Raw genomic sequence first — 18,696 nt, 5'->3', positions numbered from 1 at the left:
GGCAGTAGCGGATGCGACGGCTACTCCCTGTTGAAGAGGCGCCTTGCAAGCACGACGTGGCTTCTGGGCGCAGCGACTACGGCTTGTTCAACAACTTTGTGGCAGCGCGGGTCACGTCTGCGCGGCTCCGTCGACAGCGGTGGTCATGATGTGACGGATACGTTCGCGTAGCAATTGATGCGTGCGGTCGTGGTGGTTACGTGGGTGCCACGCCATGCCGATCGTCAGGGACGGCAGCGCCAGGGGGATCGGGAACGTGCGCAGCCCGAGTGTGTTCAGCATCGGCCGTCCGAGTCCGGCCGGGGCAACGCTGACGACGTCCGTTTCGCGGGCCAGGAACAGCGCGGTCGCGACGCTGGGGACCACGGCCACCACGCGCCGGCTCAGGCCCAGTTCGGCGAGCTGCTCGTCGATCGGGCCGTGAGCTCGGCCGCGTCGCGACACGACGACGTGGTCGGTGTCGGCGAGCCGCCGCGGTGTGACGGTTTTCGTCCTCGTGAGTGGATGGTCCGGCCGTACGACGCCGATCAGTGTCTCCGTGAGAAGTGTTTCCGAGTGGATCTCCGGATCACCGGGACGCACGATCCCGATCTCCAGATCCACCAGTCCTTCGCGCAGGGCCGGGGTGTCCTCGAGGCTCTCCGGCCGCAACCGCAGTGAGATACCGGGCGCCTGGACCCGTAGATCGTCGAGGAGGGACGGGATGAAGGTCGTGGACAGCATGTCGTTGACCTGCAGGTCGAACGTGCGCACAGCGGTTCGGGGATCGGCGGTGTTCGACGGCGCGAACAGCGCTCGCGCCCGGGTGGCGACCGCGTGCACCTCACCACGCAGCTCCAGGGCCCGGGGTGTGGGCACGAGGTCGCGTCCGGCACGCACGAGGAGCGGATCGTCGAAGGCGCGGCGCAGTCGGGCCAGTGCGCGGCTCATCGCCGGTGGCGAGGTGTGCAGGCGTTCCGCGGCCTTCGTCACGCTGTTCTCGGCGAGCAGCGCGTCCAACGCCTCGATGAGGTTCAGATCAACGTAGTCCATCCCCGGATTATCACTGGCGAAAGAACTGCTTACCAAGGTTGCACTGGTGTGAATCGGCTGCGTTTCCTAACGTCGAACTCACTCGACGACATGAAGGAGGTCGCGGTGGACATCCGCATCTGCCCACCTCGCGACAGCAGGCCCCATGACGCTGTGAGCGCGCGTTGGGGGAAACATCGACTGCCGCTGTTCGATCTGGACACCACGGAAAGCAACCTGAATGATCACTCATGACCATCATGCGACCAGCGGTGACGCAATCTCCGAGGCCCGTCCGCGCCGGATTCCCTTCGCGGAGGTACGTGCCCGGATCGGCGAGCCCGAGGACCTGATCAAGGGCAAAATTCACGACCGCCTCGACGGGCACTGCCGCCGTTTCATCGCCCATTCCCCTTTCCTGGCGATGGCCACGTCGGACGCGACAGGACTCCCCGACAGTTCACCGCGCGGTGATTATCCGGGATTCGTCAAAGTACTCGATGAGCGCACGCTCGCCATTCCCGACCGGCCAGGCAACAACCTCGCCGACTCTTTTCGTAATCTCGCCGAGAACGACGGGATCGGGCTGATGTTCGTCATTCCCGGAGTGCGGGAAGTGCTGCGTGTCAACGGTCGTGCCTATCCCACCGACGAACCGGACGTGCTCGCCCGGATGCGCACCGAGGGAAAGGCGGCCCAGCTGGCGATCGTCGTGGAAGTGGCGGAGGTCTTCTTCCACTGCGGCCGCGCGCTGATCCGCTCCCGGCTGTGGGATCCGGCGAGCCAGGCCCTGGCCGAGGAACTGCCGCCGATGGGTGAGATCGCCGTCGACCAGATGGGGCTCGACGACGCAGATCCGACGGCGCTGGAAGAGATGCTCGAAGACGACTACCGGCACCTGTACTGAAGGCGGTACGGCCATGCAACGAACCATCCTTGAGAAGGTGGAGCCGGTCGCCGAAGGCGCGGTCTCGCTCCTCCTGCGCGGCGCCGACGGCCCGCTGGCCCCCTGGGAACCGGGCGCGCACATCGATCTGGCACTGCCCAACTGGCTGACCCGGCAGTACTCGCTGTGCGGAAACCCGACCGACCGCGACACGTACCGTGTCGCCGTCCGTCACGACCGGCTCAGCCGGGGCGGCTCGGAGTACATCCACCTGTTCCTCAATGAGGGCCGCACACTCGACGTCTCGGTGCCACGCAACAACTTTCCCCTGCTGCCCGCACAGGCGTACCTGTTCCTCGCCGGCGGGATCGGCATCACCCCCATCGTGCCGATGCTGACGGCGGCGGTCGAAGCGGGCGCTTCGGCGACGTTGGTGTACGTGGGCAGGTCCCTGGCCACCATGCCGTTCGCCGACGAACTGCGCGCTGCGCACGGCAGCCGGGTGCGCATCCACGCCACCGAGCAGCACGGCAGGCCCGACTTCGCCGCGGAGGCGGCAGCGCTGGACCCTCGGGCGCTGGTGTACTGCTGCGGCCCCATGTCGATGCTCGACGCGGCCGAGGCGGCGTTCCCCCCACAGCAGCTGCACATCGAGCATTTCCGGCCGGTGGCCAAGGAGTTCGCGCCCAACAAGCCCTTCGATGTGCGCTGCGCCCGGTCGGGACGGACTGTCCGGGTCAGTGCGGAGGACTCCATGTTGGACGCGTTGAACCACGCGGGATTCCGCATACCGTCCGGATGCCGTGAAGGCGTCTGCGGCAGTTGCGAGATCGCCCTCGTGGACGGAGAACCGGAGCACCGCGACGACATCGGCGCCCCGCCCGGTCACATGTACTGCTGCGTCTCACGGGCCCTCTCGTCCGACCTCACCGTCGACCTCTGACCCGATCCGTACCACCCCTCACATGCCGAACGCCGTGATCGCCGACCACCCCGGGAGAGATGCCCCGTGACCATCCATCCGCACCTGACGACGAAGGTCTGGCGCTTATGATCGACTGGCTCGAGCTGGCCGAATCAGTCATCGCCTCACCGTGGTTGTACGCGGTACTCATCGCGGTGTCCTTCCTCGACTCCTTCCTCCCGCTGATCCCGAGCGAACCCGTCGTGATCGTCGCAGGCGTCTACGCCGCCACCGGGCAGACCGACATCGTGCTCGTCATCGCCGCCACGACGCTCGGCGCCCTTCTCGGCGATCTCGTTCCCTACACGGTCGGACGGCTGTTGGGTGAACGCATACTCAAGCGCCTGCCACCCGGCTCCAAACGCCGGACGGCACACGACTGGTTCGCCCGCGAACTCGACGCTCGCGGCGGCTTCATCCTGGTGACCACACGGTTCATCCCGGTGGGGCGCTACCTGGCCACCTTGTCCACGGGGCTCGTCGGCTACCCGTTGGGCAAATACCTACTCTTCGTCGCGTTCGCCACCGCCACGTGGAGCGCCTACACCGCACTCACCGGCTACTTCGGCGGCGTCGTGTTCCAGGAGAACACGCTCCTGGCCATCGCCGTCGGTGTGGGGCTGGCGTTCGTGGTGACCGGTGTCATCGAAGGCATACGTTACCTCCGCCGCCGCAGGACTGCCGTCGCAGCGGACACAGCCATCGACTGACTCTTCCGCCCGCTGGTATTGATTGCGTCTGGGTAACTTATCAAGTCAGATACTTGCACTTGATGTTAAGTTACGGGGTCTCTAGCGTTCTCGGCATGAACCTCACCGTCCTCGCGGCCTCCGGCCGGACCGGAATCGCCCTCACACGACAGGCGCTGCGCCGTGGTCACACCGTGACCGCCATCGCGCGTGATCCCCAGCGGATCGCTCTGCCCGACTCCCCGAACCTGGGCAAAGTGGCGGGTGACGTGAACGACGCGGCCAGTATCGCCGGCGTCGTGGACGGGGATTCCGTGGTCCTTTCCGCGCTCGGCACGGACCGGGCCGGGGTTCTCCTGACAGGCGCCCGGGCCGTGGTCGCCGCCGGCCCACGGCGTGTCATCTGGCTCGGTGCCTACGGCACGGGCAAGTCGGCCGAAGTGGCGGGGGAGGGCGCGGGTGTGCTCGCGAGGGTGCTGGGTGACCGGCTGGCGGACAAGGTCGAAGCCGACAACACCGTTCTCGCGGCCGGGGGCACCGTCTTCCATGCCGGGATGCTGGCTGACGGGCCGGAAAGCCCTCGTCGGCGCACGGTCGGCCTGGAGGCCGCGCCTCCCTTCGACCTCGGTGCGCGGGTCAGCCGGGAAACCGTCGCTGCGGCGATGCTCGACGAAGCCGAGACGCCTGGTTTTCCCGGTGTCGTGGCCCTGCCGTTGGCGGAGTAGTCAGCAGGCGGTGATCTCCTCGATCGATGCCCGGACCTGCTCGCGGAGCCAGGCGTGGGCGGGGTCGGAGTCGTAGCGCTGGTGCCAGTTGCAGTTGATCGTCGCCGCCGGGGATTCGATCGGCAGCGGCCGGGCGACCAGGCCGAACGCCTCGATGAGCGGGCGGCCGAGGATCGCCGTGCAGGTGACCAGCGCGTCACTGCGGGCGGCGATCTGCAGGGCGGTGGACACCGTGGCCACCGCCGCGATCACCCGGCGCCGCAAGCCGTCGGCGGCCAGCGCGTCGTCGATCGGGGCGGTCAGGCGGCCACGCCGGGAGATCACCACGTGCGGCTGCGCCGCATAGGAGGCCAGGTCCAGTGCGGCGGCGCAAGGGTGGTCGGCGCGCATCGCCACGACGAGCCGGTCGTCGCCGAGCGGCTCGGACCGGAACTCGGGCTGAGTGGGCCTGTCGCCACCGAGTTCCAGGTCGACGCGGCCGTGTCGCAGGTCGTCGGTGTCGACGCGGTTCTCCGCCAGCACCCGCAACTGCACCCCGGAAGCCTGCTGTTGGATCCTGCCGACCAGTACCGGTACCAGTGACGCGGCCACCGCGTCGTGGCACTGGATCGTGAAGGTGCGCTCCAGTTCGTCCAGGTTCAGCTCACGGATCGGCGAGAGCACTTCGTGCGCCTGCCGGACCAGCCGGTGCACGTCCTCTCGCACCGACAGCGCGTACGGGGTGGGCGCCATGGAGTGGCCGGTGCGCACCAGGATGTCGTCCCCGGTGACGGCGCGCAGCCGGCCGAGGGTGCGGCTGACCGCGGGCGAGGACAGGTGCAGCCGCCGGGCCGCGCCCATCACGCTGCCCTCTTCGAGCAGGGCGTCCAGCACGGTCAGCAGATTCAAGTCCAATTGCATAGAAGTAAATCCTAGCCAGATACGGATCCACTTCAATCAACTCCACTTCAATCAACTCCAGGGGTGTCCCCATGAACCAGAACCTGCTTGCCGCGACCGTCCGCGCCGTCCGCCACGCCGGCGCCCGGATGATGACGCGCTATTCCACCGAGTCCCGTCAGTCCGGCCTCCCCGAACTGCTCGCGAACCTCCAGGCCAATGACGCGGCCGTCGTCGACACGTTGCGTCCCGCCTTGACCGAGGTGCTGCCGAGCGCGGGCTGGCTGAATGACGAACGCGGATCGGGACCGATGGCCGCGGGCGAGTGGTGGCTCATCGACCCGGTCGGCGGCAACGTCAACGCCGTGCACGGCATGCCCGACTGGAACATCGGCGTGAGCCTCGTCCGTGACGGCCGCCCGGTCCTGGCCGTGGTCTACTCTCCGGTCCTCGACGAGATGTTCACCGCGACCGAGGGCGGCGGGGCGTTCCTCAACGGTGTACGGCTTCAGGTTTCGGCCAAGACGTCGCTGGACGGCGCACTGGCCGGGACCGGCCAGGCCAAGCCGGGCCACGACCCCGACCTCGCCAAGCGGATGGGCGCCGCCGTCACCGCGATGCTGAACTCCGCTCTGTGCGTGCAGGTCTCCGTACCGGTCACCGGCCAGCTCGCCCAGGTCGCCGCCGGCCGGATGGACCTGCACTGGCAGCTCGACAACGTCCGCTCCCACGCGGCAGGCGTGCTCCTGGTCCAGGAGGCCGGTGGTCTCGTGACCGACATCGACGGCAAACCATGGCAGTCGGCCACCAAGAGCTACCTCGCCGCCGCGCCCGGCGTACACGCCGCCGCGCTGGACATCCTCACCGGCCTTCCCGAGCAGAACCCGCCTCGGACGAACAACCGTTAGATGCCTGCTGCGGCGTCGACGCCTTCTGTACGTCCGGCTGAGACTTCAGTCGCCCCCGCGATCACCGTGGCCGAGGCCAAGACCGCATCAGGGTGCGGTTGCCAGAACTGACGCCAGCACGGGGTCGGGGGCCAGCTTCGGCCGGTGCGACCTCAAAGGGATACTCCACGTGATCAGCCTCCGTTGCGCCAGGCCGAGAGTGGCGAGCCGGACGACCCCTTTACGAAGGGGCTGCGCGTGAACTGCAACTGGCTGGGGTCACAGTGAGAGGCCGTTCTCGCGACTCTCGCGGAGCTGGACGCGGCCGACGATGCTGACGATCAACATCGTGCACGGATGCTGTTGGCGCCCCCGGCAGGACTCGAACCTGCGGCCAAGCGCTTAGAAGGTGTCACGGGTTGAGCGATGTGCTCACCTGCGTCTTCGCTGGTCGCTCGCGAACGCATACTGTCAAAGCGCTTGCTGTCATTTCCGGGGGACCTTCGGCTGATGACCGCCCCTCGTGCCTTCGCCCTGGCTCATGGGGACAGGGCGAAGGCACGTTCGCGGCCTCTCAGTCGATGCAGAACTCGTTGCCCTCGATGTCCAGCATCGGGATGCATGAATCATTGCCGTCGTACAGCGTGCGCACGTGCACCGCACCGAGCGGGACCAGTCGTGCGCATTCCGCCTCTAGTGCGGCGAGGCGCTCTTCCCCTACGAGTCCGGTGCCGACCCGCACATCAAGATGCACCCGGTTCTTGGCGGCCTTCCCCTCGGGGACACGCTGGAGGTACAGCCGCGGGCCCACACCTGAGGGATCGACGCAGGCGAACCAGGAATCCCGCTGCTCAGTTGGCTGCGAGCGCCTGAAATCGTCCCAAGTGGCAAACCCCGCCGGTGGCGGCGGTATGACGTACCCCAGCACCTCGCACCAGAAACGAGCGAGCCGCTCGGGTTCTGCGCAGTCGAAGGTGACTTGGAACTTCTTGATCGGCGTCATCGGGTAACTGTATGGGCGCGTGCCGGCACCGAGGCTCCGAGCGCCATCTCCGTGCAGATCGAGGTCTGGCGTGACGTGAGTTGGTGACGGGCGGTGGTGTCCGCGACCGGGAGTGGAACCACCTGGGCTTCCGCGCAGCGCGGGGCGGACGGGGTACTACCGGTCGTGCAGGATGTCGGGCCGCGTCACGGGCACGATGGTGATCAAGTCGCCGAGGCCCTTGAAGTCGTCCGGGTTGGTGGTGAAGAGGGGGAGTTCCTCGGCGGCCGCGATGGCGGCGATCATCAGGTCGGCCACACGGCGACGGGGCTTGCGGCCTGCGGAGACGACGGCGGCGCAGATTCGGCCGTAGAGGCGGGCCGCTTCCACGTCGAAGGGGATGGGGTCGAACTCATTCTCGGCGCGCTGCAGGACGTCCATACGGCGGGCCCGCTCGGCGTGTTCGTCGTAGTCGCTCTGCTCGTCGCTGCCGCGTACCTGATGGGGGCCTGCGGAGAGTTCCGCGAGGGTGATGGCGCTGATGGCCATCTCGGCGGGCAACTCGTCGGCGTCGATCCACTTGCGCAGGATCATGATGTTGGTATCGAGCAGGCCTTGCTCGTGCTCAACGGGCATACGGGTCGTCCAACTCCTGCTCGACGACGGCGTTCTGGTCGTCGCGAAAGGCGTCCAGCGAGATGTCAGGGGCAGTGCGTGACATGGACGCGAACTCGGCACGGGGAACGAAGCGGCGACGGCGGCGGAGCGGGATCAGCTCGCCGACACGATGCCCGTCGCGGGTGACGGTGAACGCCTGTCCTCCCTGGACGGCGTCCATGATCTCTTTGGAGCGGGTGCGCAGATCGCGCTGAGTGATCTCGGGCTGCGCTGTCATGCTGCCGATGATAACGAGCTGTGCTACTCGGTGCTACGCCGTGCTTCGGGTATGGATTTGCCGGCGCCAGTCATTGTCGCCACGACGCACGGTTTGTCTGTATCCACAGTCGCGCATAGGTGAAGGCGCTTGCTCACAGAGCGATGCGCATCCGGACATGAAAGAGCCCCTCACGCGTTTCCGCAGGTGAGAGGCTGTGTGCGCCCCCGGCAGGACTCGAACCTGCGGCCAAGCGCTTAGAAGGCGCCTGCTCTATCCACTGAGCTACGGGGGCCGGTGGTGGCTTGTGTCGTGGTGCCCGGGCGGGGGCTGGTCCGTGACATTGCCGGGGACAAGGATAGGGCTCCCCGATCCGTGTCCCTGTTGCTTCGCCTCCGTGGCTCGATGTGGAGGTTCGGTGAAGCGGTCCTGATAATCGCAGGCAGGTACGAATCGTGCATCGCTTTTGGCGTCTCGCACCTCGGGTGTTGTGCACTCGTTATGCCTGGGCTTTGCCCTCGCCCCACTCGTCCCTTCCATCCCTTGTGTCCTGTCGGCGCGCAGACATGCTCATATGCTTCAGATATCCCCTAAAATTGGGCATTCTTCGCATGTGGTGACCTTGGACGTACGGCCTCAGCTGCTCGATGCACTCTCTGCCCTGCGCGACCGTGTCGCCGCCGCACGCTTCCCGCTGCCCCTGGCGGGGGCGGCACGCGCGCGTGCCAACCGCGACGAACTGCTCGCTCAGCTCGACGATTACTTGGTGCCCCGGCTCAGAGAGCCTGAAGCGCCGCTGCTCGCCGTGGTGGGCGGATCCACCGGGGCCGGGAAGTCGACGCTGGTCAACTCCCTTGTGGGGCGGCGGGTCAGCGAGGCGGGGGTGCTGCGCCCGACGACGCGGACTCCGGTGCTGGTGTGCAACCCGGAAGACCATCATTGGTTCAGCGGCATGCGGGTGCTGCCCGACCTCACGCGCGTGTGGATGCCCCATCAGGACCCCGGCGACGAGCTACTCCTGCCGGGCGAGAACCCCGCGCGCGTGCTGCGGATCGAGACCGCCGACACCCTGCCGCGCGGGCTCGCCCTTCTCGACGCGCCCGACGTCGACTCCCTGGTGGCCGACAACCGTGTCCTCGCCGCGGAGCTGATCTGCGCCGCCGACATCTGGCTGATGGTCACCACGGCGGCCCGGTACGCCGACGCGGTGCCCTGGCACCTGCTGCGCACCGCCAAGGAGTACGACGTCACCCTCGTCACCGTCCTGGACCGGGTGCCCCACCAGGTCGTGTCCGAGGTGTCTCGGCAATACGCGGCGCTGCTCACCAAGGCCGGACTCGGCGACGTACCCCGGTTCACGGTGCCCGAGCTGCCCGAGTCGGCCTGGGGCGGCGGGTTGCTGCCGGCCACCGCTGTGGCGCCGCTGCGGACCTGGCTCGTCCAGCAGGCGCAGGAGCCGGCCGCCCGACAGCACTCGATGGCCCGTACGGTGTACGGCCTTCTGGAATCACTCCGGTCCCGGATGCCCGAGCTGGCCAGCGCCGCCGCCGCCCAGTACGCCGCCGCCCTGCGGCTCACCGCCGCCGTCGACTCGGCCTACGACAGCGAGTACGCGCGCGTGCGGGGCCGCTTGCAGGCGGGCGCCGTGCTGGCCGGCGGCGCCCTGAAGCGGTGGCGTGCCTTCCCGCTCGACTGCTCCGCGGGCGAACTGCTCGACGCCCTTGTGGAGAGCCTTGCCGCCCTCCTGCTGTGCGCCGTCACCGCCGCCGACGAGCGCGTCGACGACGCCTGGCGGCGCGAACCCGCCTCCGGCGCCCCCGGGCTCGCCGACCGCGATCCGTCGCTGGAGAGTGCCGAGCACCGGATCGGGATGGCCGTACGACGGTGGCGGCGGGAACTCGAGGAGTTCGCCGAGGAAGAGGTACGCGACCTCGACCGGAGTGTCGCGCCCGATGCCGAGGTGGTCGCCGCCCTCGCCGCCACCGCCCTGCTCGGCGGTCGCCGGACGCGGTCCGGTGGCGAGGCGCTCGCCGAGCGGATCGGCGCGCACGGGGCGCTGCGGCTGCGCGACCGGGGCGGACGGCTGCTCGCCGACCACCTGGACCGGGTCATGCACACCGAACGCGAGCGTCGTCTCGCCCCGCTCGACGCACTCGACGTCCACCCCGAACCTCAGGCCGAACTCATCGCCGCGCTGTCCGTACTGCAGAAGGAGAGGTGACCGGTGACCGCCATCACTGACCGCGACCACACCGAGCACACCGAGCACGCCGAGCGCCCGGAGGGCGTGGCCCCCGAGGACACGCGCGTCGATATCGAGCTCCCTGGAGAGCACGATTCCAGAAACAGCTTCCCTGGGGACAGGACGAACAGGCCGAACAGGGAGAGCGCGGCCGGCGACCTTGGGGAGGGTTCTGACGGGGAGAGTGCGTCCATGGGCAGCGGGTTCTTTGATGCAGAAGCAGAAGGCGACCTCGACGAGCACGCGCGCGTGGGGGACGGGAGCGGCGGATTCGGGCGTACGGAGGAGACCGGGCGCGGAGAGTCCGGGCGCGGGGAGACCGGGGCTGCCGGGCCCGCGGAGGTCGGGCGGGATGAATCCGGGGGCGGGGATGCCGACCGGGGAGACTTTGGCCGACGGGACGCCGGCCGTCCTGACTCCGGCCGCGCTGACTCCGGGCACGGTGAATCCGGTCGTACGGAGTCCAGTCGTACGGAGTCCGGTCGTACCGAATCCGGCCCCGCGGAGTCCGGCGGTGCCGAATCCGTCAGCCCCTGGGACGACGGGCTGATCGCACGGCGGGTCGACGAGAGCGCTGCCGCTGAGCCGGTCGTCGTCGTGGAGAGCAGGCGTCCCGGACCGCAGACGGTGGCGCCGCTGGCGTACGACGGGCCGCTGCGGTCGCGGCTGGACGCGCTGCGCGAACTGGTGGGGCTGTCCCGTACGCGGCTCGACAGCAAGACGCTGGCCGAGGCGGGGCGCGTCCTCGACGAGGCGGCGGCGCGGCGCAGGCTCTCCGGGCAGCACACCGTCGTGGCGATCGCGGGCGCCACCGGCAGCGGAAAGTCGCAGCTGTTCAACGTGCTCGCCGGAGTGAACATCTCGGAGACCGGGGTGCGTCGGCCCACCACCGCCGCCCCCATCGCGTGCAGCTGGAGCGACGGTGCCTCGTCCCTCATCGACCGGCTCGGCATTCCGGGACGGCTGCGGCGGCGCCCGGTGCAGAACCCGGACACGGAGGCCGAGCTGCGCGGGCTCGTCCTGGTCGACCTGCCTGACCACGACTCGGCCGCCGTACAGCACCGCGAGCAGGTGGAACGGGTCCTGGCGCTCGTCGACGCGGTCATCTGGGTGGTCGATCCCGAGAAGTACGCCGACGCCGTGCTGCATGAGCGCTATCTGCGGCCGATGGCGGGGCACGCGGAGGTCATGTTCGTGGTCCTCAACCAGATCGACCGGCTTCCCGGGGAGGCCACCGACCAGGTCCTCGACGACCTGCGGCGGCTGCTCGACGAGGACGGCATCGCCCTGGGGGAGTACGGCGAGCCGGGCGCGACCGTGCTCGCGCTGTCCGCGCTCACCGGGGACGGGGTCGGGGAACTGCGGGAGGCGCTCGGCGAGTTCGTGGCGGAACGCGGGGCAGCGGCACGTCGGATCGCGGCCGACGTGGACGCCGCGGCCTGGCGGCTGCGGCCCGTGTACGCCACGGGGCGGCGCAGCGGGCTCAGCGAGGAGGCACGGGAAGACTTCTCCGCGCGGCTCGCGGACGCGGTGGGCGCGACCGCCGCCGGCGAAGCCGCCGAACGCGCGTGGCTGCGCAACGCGGGTCGCGCGTGCGGCACACCCTGGCTGCGGCTGTGGCGGTGGTTCAACGACCGGCGCGAACCGCCCACCGGGCGGCTGTCGTTGCGTACGCACAACGACGAGGAGGTCACGGCCCGGCAGCGTGTCGAGCAGGCCGTGCGGGCGGTGTCCGACCGCGCCTCGGCGGGGCTGCCCGGGCCCTGGGCGCAGGCGGTGCGGGAGGCGGCCGTGCGGGGGGCTCAGGGGCTGCCCGAGGCGCTGGACGAGCTGGCCGCGCGGGCCGGACTGCCTCCGGGGCGACCGCCGCGGCCGGGCTGGTGGCCGGTGGCCGTGCTGGCACAGGCCGCCATGACGATCCTTCAGGTCGTCGGCGGCATCTGGCTGACCGGGCAGATCTTTCAGGTCATGGCGCCGAACCTGGGCGTGCCGGTGCTGCTGATGGTGGCGGGCATCGTGGGCGGTCCGCTCGTCGAATGGAGCTGCAAGCTGGCGGCCCGGGGGCCGGCACGGCGGTACGGGCTGGAGGCTGAGCGGCGATTGCGGGAGGCCGCTGCCGGGTGCGGGCGGGCGCGGGTGCTGGATCCGGTGGCGGCGGAGCTGCTGCGGTATCGGGAGGTGCGGGAGCAGTACGGCAGGGTGCTGGGGGCGGAGGCCGTGGTGAGGTGAGGGCCAGGAAGCAGTGGTGAGGTGAGGGGCGCGGAGGCTCGGGCGCCTGTTCGGGTGACGGAGTTTTCCACAGGCGGGCGGTGGTCCACAGCGCTCAGCGGGCTCGGCCCGGCGGAGGCAGTCTGGCTCTGCGGCGATCGCGGCGGACGCGGTGGTCGCGGAGGCGGCGACGTACCTGGTGTACCGGGTCGTCGCGGCAGACGCAGCCGTACGGGACGGGCCCGTCGGCGTATCCGCCCGGGGTGAACCGCTCGGGGCGAGGGAGGGGTTGTGATGAACGAGACCATGGTCTGCGCGGTGGGGAACGTGGCGACGCAGCCGGTGTACCGGGAGCTGGCGTCGGGCGGTTCGGCGAGGTTCCGGCTGGCGGTGACCGCGCGGTATTTGGACCGCGAGAAGAACACCTGGACGGACGGGCACACCAACTTCTTCACGGTGTGGGCCAATCGGCAGCTGGCCACGAATGTGGCGTCGTCGCTGTCGGTGGGCGACCCGGTCATCGTGCAGGGCAGGCTGAAGGTGCGTTCGGACATGCGTGAAGGGCAGAGCTGGACGTCGGCCGACATCGACGCGGTGGCGATCGGGCACGACCTCTCACGGGGCACATCGGTCTTCCGGCGCCCGAACAAGCCGGACATGGGGGCGGCTGGCGCGGCGCCCGCGCAGTCGGAGCCCAGTTGGGAGACGCCGCCGGGGGACAGGGTGGGCGCGGAAGCCCAACGAGAGCCGGAACCCGTGGCGGTGACGTGATGTCACCTTCGCCCGGAGCCGACTGAACTACGGCTTATCGGCGAATGCGCACCGCGCCACAGCAGTGGATTTGTCGATAAGCCCCGCTCACCAGCGGTCTTGGCGATAACGATTCCGAGTCGGATCGGCTGTCCGACGGTATCCCCGGGAGGCGTGGTGCGCCACGTCCTTAGGATGCGGAGCGTAGCTCTTGGGGCTTCTGATGCTGCTGGTGGGACCGCACCCCCCACGTCAACGGGTCCTGCTCGAAGGGGAATTCTGTGTTTTCTTCGTTCTCTGCGCCGTCCGTGCGCGGGCGAGGGGCAGTCCGCCTCGCCGTGGCGACGTTGGTGTCCGGGCTCGTGGCCGTCACCGGTGTGATGGCCGGGGCCGGCTCGGCCGTCGCGGACGGGACGGCGCAGAACCAGGGCGGTGCGACCGCCACCATAGGTGGCCTGAAGACGTACGGCGCGGCCGTGATCCACGACGCGGCCGGGGACCAGGAGCTGTCGGCCGGCCTGTTCGAGATGTCCGTCGAGGGCGGCGGCATGCTGCAGACGTACTGCGTCGACATCCGGAACCCCACGCAGAAGGACGCCAAGTACCACGAGACGCCCTGGAGCGGTACCTCCCTGGGCTCCAACAAGGACGCCGGCAAGATCCGCTGGATCCTGCAGAACTCCTACCCGCAGGTGAACGACCTCGCGGCGCTCGCCACCAAGGCCGGCGTCAAGGGCGGTCTCTCCGAGCAGGACGCGGCGGCCGGCACCCAGGTGGCCATCTGGCGCCACTCGGACGACGTGGACGTCGATGCCGTCGACCCGCAGGCCGAGAAGCTCGCGGACTACCTCGAGAAGAACGCCCGTGACGTGGCGGAGCCGAAGGCGTCGCTGACCCTGGACCCGCCCGCGGTCTCCGGCCGCTCCGGCGAGCGGCTCGGCCCGGTGACGGTGCACACCAACGCGGACTCCGTGACGGTGACACCGCCTGCCGACTCCGCCACGAGCGGGGTGACGATCGTCGACGGAGACGGCAAGGCCGTCACCTCCGCCGCCGACGGCAGCCAGGTGTTCTTCGACGTCCCCGAGGATGCCGCGGCCGGGTCGGCCGAGCTGACCGTGCAGGCCTCGACCACCGTGCCGGTGGGCCGTGCCTTCACCTCCGAGAGCCGCAGCCAGACCCAGATCCTGGCCGGCTCCAGCGAGTCCACGGTCTCGGCGACGGCGAGCGCGACCTGGGCAGAGCAGGGCCCGATACCCGCACTGTCCGCGGTGAAGAACTGCGCGGCCGGGGGCGTGGACCTCACCGCGGCCAACAAGGGCGATGAGGACTTCACCTTCAAGCTGATGGGGATCGAGCACACCATCGCCGCCGGCGAGTCCCGGACGGTGACGATCCCCCTGCAGGAGGACCAGGCGTACGACTTCACCATCGAGGCACCGGGCGGTTTCCAGAAGCGGTTCACCGGCGTCCTCGACTGCCGGACAAAGGGCAGCGACAGCGGCGACTCGACCCAGCTCCTCACCGAGCCGAGCCCCGCCACGGTCGGCGGCACCACCCCCGACACCAACCTCGCCGAAACCGGCAGCTCCGGCGCCACCCCCGTAATCGGCGGCACCGCCATCGCCCTCGTCGTGATCGGCGGCGGCGTCCTGGTCCTCGTACGCAACAGGAAGACGCCTGGACAGGGCTGAGCGATACGGATCCTTGGCAACTCAACAGCGAATCCGCAGGTGCCTGTGCGGCGGGGTAAAGAGAGCGTAAGGCGGCAGTCCTCATAGGCGGGCGTACCTGGTGGAGGGTGCAAGCGCCTGTCAGGATCAGACAGTGAACGAGCCTTCGATTTCCCGGAGATTGAGCAGAGCCCTTGACTGGGCAGGGCCGCTCCCATCCGCCCTCCTTCTTTGGAGCGGCATCAGTGACTACCGCGCCGGTGGGTCTGTGGGTTGGCCGATTGGCGGAGCGCTCCTGGTTCTGAGCAGCCTCTGGGTCGTCTATCGCGGGATGCCGCACAGGAGCGGCACGACGACCGAGTCACCGTAGACGTACAGCAGGGTGACCATCGACGACCGACAGCGGCAGTCGAGCCACCGCCGCCACCAGCGAAACCCCAGGTCAGGGGTCCCCGGCCATACCCGTTTCCCCCGAGGGGTAGCGGTCGGGCAAGATGGGGTGTATCTGCCCACTGCCAGAATTCAAGCTGCCGGACGGTTTCTCTTGGCTGAGTACATCTACACCATGCGCAAGACGCGTAAGGCGCACGGCGACAAGGTCATCCTTGACGACGTGACGCTGAGCTTCCTGCCCGGCGCGAAGATCGGTGTGGTCGGTCCGAACGGTGCCGGTAAGTCCACCGTTCTCAAGATCATGGCCGGACTCGAGCAGCCGTCGAACGGCGATGCCTTCCTGTCGCCCGGCTACTCCGTCGGCATGCTCCTCCAGGAGCCGCCGCTGGACGAGTCCAAGACGGTCCTGGAGAACGTGCAGGACGGCGCTGCCGAGATCATGGGCAAGCTCAAGCGTTTCAACGAGGTCGCCGAGCTCATGGCGACCGACTACTCGGACGCGCTCATGGAGGAAATGGGCAAGCTCCAGGACGACCTGGACCACGCCAACGCGTGGGACCTGGACACGCAGCTGGAGCAGGCCATGGACGCCCTGGGCTGCCCGCCCGGTGACTGGCCCGTCACCAACCTCTCCGGTGGTGAGCGCCGCCGCGTGGCGCTGTGCAAGCTGCTGCTCGAGGCCCCCGACCTGCTGCTGCTCGACGAGCCCACCAACCACCTGGACGCCGAGTCCGTGCAGTGGCTGGAGCAGCACCTCGCGAAGTACGCGGGCACCGTCGTCGCCGTGACCCACGACAGGTACTTCCTCGACAACGTCGCCGAGTGGATCCTCGAGCTGGACCGAGGCCGCGCCCACCCGTACGAGGGCAACTACTCCACGTACCTCGACAAGAAGGCCTCCCGCCTCAAGGTCGAGGGCCAGAAGGACGCCAAGCGGGCGAAGCGGCTCAAGGAAGAGCTTGAGTGGGTGCGCTCCAACGCCAAGGGGCGTCAGGCCAAGTCCAAGGCGCGGCTCACCCGTTACGAGGAGATGGCCGCCGAGGCGGACAAGATGCGGAAGCTGGACTTCGAGGAGATCCAGATCCCGCCGGGCCCGCGTCTGGGCAACGTCGTGGTCGAGGTCAACAACCTCTCCAAGGCGTTCGGTGAGAAGGTCCTCATCGACGATCTCAGCTTCACGCTGCCGCGCAACGGCATCGTCGGGATCATCGGGCCGAACGGCGCCGGCAAGACCACGCTCTTCAAGATGATCCAGGGTCTGGAGGATCCTGACTCCGGCAGCATCAAGGTCGGCGACACCGTCAAGATCTCGTACGTCGACCAGAGCCGCGAGAACATCGACCCGCAGAAGTCGCTGTGGGCCGTCGTGAGTGACGAGCTCGACTACATCAATGTGGGCCAGGTGGAGATGCCCTCGCGGGCGTACGTCTCCGCGTTCGGCTTCAAGGGTCCCGACCAGCAGAAGCCGGCCGGCGTCCTCTCCGGCGGTGAGCGCAACCGGCTGAACCTCGCGCTCACCCTCAAGCAGGGCGGCAACCTGCTGCTCCTCGACGAGCCGACGAACGACCTCGACGTCGAGACCCTGTCCAGCCTGGAGAACGCGCTGCTCGAGTTCCCGGGCGCGGCCGTGGTCGTCTCCCACGACCGGTGGTTCCTGGACCGGGTCGCCACGCACATCCTCGCCTACGAGGGTGACTCCAAGTGGTTCTGGTTCGAGGGCAACTTCGAGTCGTACGAGAAGAACAAGATCGAGCGGCTCGGCCCGGACGCCGCCCGTCCGCACCGCGCCACCTACAAGAAGCTGACCCGGGGCTGATCTGATCTTGCGGCACATCTACCGCTGCCCACTGCGCTGGGCGGACATGGACGCGTACGGCCACATCAACAACGTGGTCTTCCTCCGCTATCTGGAGGAGGCGCGTATCGACTTCCTGTTCCGCCCGGAGAAGGACTTCCAGCAGGGGTCGGTGGTGGCGCGCCATGAGATCGACTACAAGCGGCAGCTCGTCCACCGGCACACGCCCGTGGACATCGAGCTGTGGATCACCCAGATAAGGGCGGCCTCCTTCACCATCGCCTACGAGGTCAAGGATCCGGACCAGGTCTATGTCCGGGCCTCGACGGTGATAGTGCCGTTCGACTTCGAGGCGCAGCGTCCGCGCCGGCTCACGGCGGAGGAACGGGAGTTCCTCGCGGAGTACAGGGATGACGACGAGGAGGAGGCCGTCGCCGCATGACGGTGCTCCACCTCGCCGACGAGGGGGAGGCGGCGGACCTCGCGGCCTTCCTCTCCCGGCTGCTCCACTACGACCGTGGAGCCGCGGTGCGCCTGCAGGCGGCCGGGACCGCGCTCGCCGTCTTCGGGCGGCCGCCGTCCTTCGAGGTGCTGGCGATCCGTGCGGTACGGCTCGCCAAGCCGTACGAGAACGGGCTCGACGCCACGCTGGACGTGACCGTCTCCGCGGGTGAGCTGCTGGAGGCCTTGGACGAGCCGGCGGCCACCGCTGCCGTCCTGGCCGAGGTCACCGGGCCCCCGTGGGCCGGGGTGCTGCCGCCGCGTGGCGGGTGGCGGCCCGAGCCGGGGCTGCCAGCACCGGACGCCCTGCGGGCCATGGTCCGGGCGGGGGTCGCCGAATTCCGTTCCCGCACGCAGGAGTTGACGCCGGAGGAGCGTACGCGGGCCGCACTCGACCGGATCGGGCGGGAGATCTGGTCCCGGTCGGTCGGGGACACCCATCTGCCGGTGCGGGCCGTGCACGCGGCCCAGTCACTGGGCTTTCTCCGCGTACGACAGGACACGCACGCGCACGACGAGCCGCAGCTCGCGCTGTTCTCGTCGGGCGCCTGGCTCCGGCTGCGTACGCCGTACGGGTCGATCGCCGTACGCAGGGCGGGACTTGGAGCGCTGGACGTCAGCGTGTCCCGCTGAGCGCGCCAGCGCTCCGCTGGAAGGCCGGTGTGTCGCCTGCCGGTCCGTCGTGGCTGGTCGCGCAGTTCCCCGCGCCCCTTTGGGGCGCACACGCCGGAGGTCGGTCAGCCCGGTGTGTTCACCATCGATGCCGCCGCGTAGGTCAGGTAGTTCCACAGCGTGCGCTCGTGTTCCTCGGAGAGGCCGAGGTCGTCGACGGCGTCGCGCATGTGCTTCAGCCAGGCGTCGTGGGCCGCGCGGTCGACGGTGAAGGGGGCGTGGCGCATGCGCAGGCGCGGGTGGCCTCGGTTCTCGCTGTACGTCGTCGGGCCGCCCCAGTACTGGATCAGGAAGAGGGTGAGGCGCTCCTCGGCCGGGCCCAGGTCCTCCTCGGGGTACATCGGCCGCAGGATCGGGTCCTCGGCGACTCCCTCGTAGAAACGGTGGACGAGCCGGCGGAAGGTCTCCTCCCCGCCGACCTGCTCGTAGAAGGTCTGCTCCTGAAGCGTGCCGCGCCGAATCTCTTTCACATCACCCATGGTCTCAGACGGGGAGGACCAGGACTCAAGGCTTAGGACCACCGTCCCGACCGGTGGACCCCCGTACTGACTGGTCGATTCCGGTT

General features: G+C 69.0%; 18 protein-coding genes and 1 tRNA gene. 12 read left to right on the top strand and 7 right to left on the bottom strand.

Annotated elements, in window-relative coordinates; translation table 11 throughout:
* Window positions 1-111: 111 nt before the first annotated feature.
* Complete coding sequence (locus tag AB0I98_RS09810) at window positions 112-1,032, bottom strand: LysR family transcriptional regulator (protein ID WP_362937930.1); 921 nt, start codon at window positions 1,030-1,032, stop codon at window positions 112-114.
* Between the two features lie 220 nt (window positions 1,033-1,252).
* Here AB0I98_RS09810 and AB0I98_RS09805 point away from each other — a divergent pair, with 220 nt between their 5' ends.
* The 4 genes from AB0I98_RS09805 to AB0I98_RS09790 all read left to right on the top strand — a co-directional run bounded on the left by AB0I98_RS09805 (window position 1,253) and on the right by AB0I98_RS09790 (window position 4,275).
* A complete protein-coding gene (locus AB0I98_RS09805; RefSeq protein ID WP_362937927.1) occupies window positions 1,253-1,918 on the top strand; it encodes an MSMEG_1061 family FMN-dependent PPOX-type flavoprotein in 666 nt (221 codons plus the stop codon).
* Window positions 1,919-1,931: 13 nt separating this feature from the next.
* Window positions 1,932-2,840, top strand: coding sequence for a PDR/VanB family oxidoreductase (locus AB0I98_RS09800; protein ID WP_362937924.1), 909 nt, complete (start codon window positions 1,932-1,934; stop codon window positions 2,838-2,840).
* Between the two features lie 107 nt (window positions 2,841-2,947).
* Window positions 2,948-3,571, top strand: a complete 624-nt coding sequence (locus AB0I98_RS09795; RefSeq protein ID WP_362937921.1) for a DedA family protein — start codon at window positions 2,948-2,950, stop codon at window positions 3,569-3,571.
* Window positions 3,572-3,666: 95 nt separating this feature from the next.
* Window positions 3,667-4,275 carry an NAD(P)-binding oxidoreductase gene (locus AB0I98_RS09790; RefSeq protein WP_362937918.1) on the top strand — a complete coding sequence of 203 codons (609 nt, stop codon included), beginning with the start codon at window positions 3,667-3,669 and terminating at the stop codon, window positions 4,273-4,275.
* Here the strand turns inward: AB0I98_RS09790 and AB0I98_RS09785 are convergent, their stop codons facing one another.
* Window positions 4,276-5,175: a LysR family transcriptional regulator gene (locus tag AB0I98_RS09785; protein ID WP_362937915.1), complete on the bottom strand. Its 900-nt coding sequence runs from the start codon at window positions 5,173-5,175 to the stop codon at window positions 4,276-4,278.
* Window positions 5,176-5,246: 71 nt separating this feature from the next.
* Here AB0I98_RS09785 and AB0I98_RS09780 point away from each other — a divergent pair, with 71 nt between their 5' ends.
* A complete protein-coding gene (locus tag AB0I98_RS09780) occupies window positions 5,247-6,062 on the top strand; it encodes an inositol monophosphatase (protein ID WP_362937912.1) in 816 nt (271 codons plus the stop codon).
* A gap of 553 nt (window positions 6,063-6,615) precedes the next feature.
* Here the strand turns inward: AB0I98_RS09780 and AB0I98_RS09775 are convergent.
* The 4 genes from AB0I98_RS09775 to AB0I98_RS09760 form a co-directional block, all read right to left on the bottom strand.
* A complete protein-coding gene (locus AB0I98_RS09775; RefSeq protein ID WP_362937909.1) occupies window positions 6,616-7,044 on the bottom strand; it encodes a VOC family protein in 429 nt (142 codons plus the stop codon).
* A gap of 156 nt (window positions 7,045-7,200) precedes the next feature.
* Entirely contained in the window at window positions 7,201-7,659 is a 459-nt protein-coding gene (locus tag AB0I98_RS09770) for a type II toxin-antitoxin system VapC family toxin (RefSeq protein WP_362937906.1), read from the bottom strand.
* A complete protein-coding gene (locus AB0I98_RS09765) occupies window positions 7,649-7,918 on the bottom strand; it encodes a prevent-host-death protein (RefSeq protein WP_362937903.1) in 270 nt (89 codons plus the stop codon). Before AB0I98_RS09765 ends, AB0I98_RS09770 begins: the two co-directional genes overlap by 11 nt.
* A 201-nt stretch (window positions 7,919-8,119) precedes the next feature.
* Window positions 8,120-8,192, bottom strand: a tRNA-Arg gene (locus tag AB0I98_RS09760).
* 318 nt (window positions 8,193-8,510) lie between these two features.
* Here AB0I98_RS09760 and AB0I98_RS09755 point away from each other — a divergent pair.
* The 7 genes from AB0I98_RS09755 to AB0I98_RS09725 all read left to right on the top strand — a co-directional run bounded on the left by AB0I98_RS09755 (window position 8,511) and on the right by AB0I98_RS09725 (window position 18,092).
* Window positions 8,511-10,118, top strand: coding sequence for a dynamin family protein (locus AB0I98_RS09755; protein WP_362937900.1), 1,608 nt, complete (start codon window positions 8,511-8,513; stop codon window positions 10,116-10,118).
* Between the two features lie 3 nt (window positions 10,119-10,121).
* Window positions 10,122-12,368: a GTP-binding protein gene (locus AB0I98_RS09750; protein ID WP_362937897.1), complete on the top strand. Its 2,247-nt coding sequence runs from the start codon at window positions 10,122-10,124 to the stop codon at window positions 12,366-12,368.
* A gap of 273 nt (window positions 12,369-12,641) precedes the next feature.
* Complete coding sequence (locus AB0I98_RS09745; protein WP_362937894.1) at window positions 12,642-13,118, top strand: single-stranded DNA-binding protein; 477 nt, start codon at window positions 12,642-12,644, stop codon at window positions 13,116-13,118.
* Window positions 13,119-13,378: 260 nt separating this feature from the next.
* A complete protein-coding gene (locus AB0I98_RS09740) occupies window positions 13,379-14,791 on the top strand; it encodes a Cys-Gln thioester bond-forming surface protein (protein WP_362937891.1) in 1,413 nt (470 codons plus the stop codon).
* A 523-nt stretch (window positions 14,792-15,314) separates the two neighbouring features.
* Window positions 15,315-16,979 (top strand): energy-dependent translational throttle protein EttA, encoded by a 1,665-nt coding sequence (gene ettA / locus AB0I98_RS09735; RefSeq protein ID WP_328364349.1) that lies wholly within the window; start codon window positions 15,315-15,317, stop codon window positions 16,977-16,979.
* Between the two features lie 7 nt (window positions 16,980-16,986).
* Window positions 16,987-17,400: a thioesterase family protein gene (locus AB0I98_RS09730; protein ID WP_362937889.1), complete on the top strand. Its 414-nt coding sequence runs from the start codon at window positions 16,987-16,989 to the stop codon at window positions 17,398-17,400.
* Complete coding sequence (locus AB0I98_RS09725) at window positions 17,397-18,092, top strand: hypothetical protein (protein WP_362937886.1); 696 nt, start codon at window positions 17,397-17,399, stop codon at window positions 18,090-18,092. The genes AB0I98_RS09730 and AB0I98_RS09725 overlap by 4 nt, the downstream gene beginning before the upstream one ends.
* A 104-nt stretch (window positions 18,093-18,196) precedes the next feature.
* On the opposite strand, the gene AB0I98_RS09720 is transcribed toward AB0I98_RS09725, so the two are convergent.
* The gene (locus AB0I98_RS09720; protein WP_362937883.1) at window positions 18,197-18,610 is read right to left on the bottom strand and encodes a globin; all 414 of its coding nucleotides are present in this window, start codon (window positions 18,608-18,610) and stop codon (window positions 18,197-18,199) included.
* Between the last annotated feature and the right edge of the window lie 86 nt (window positions 18,611-18,696).

The organism is Streptomyces sp. NPDC050211 (assembly GCF_040656035.1).
GTDB lineage: Bacteria > Actinomycetota > Actinomycetes > Streptomycetales > Streptomycetaceae > Streptomyces.
The sequence above is the reverse complement of the archived record's forward strand: the minus strand, read 5'-3'. Positions and strand labels throughout refer to the sequence as shown.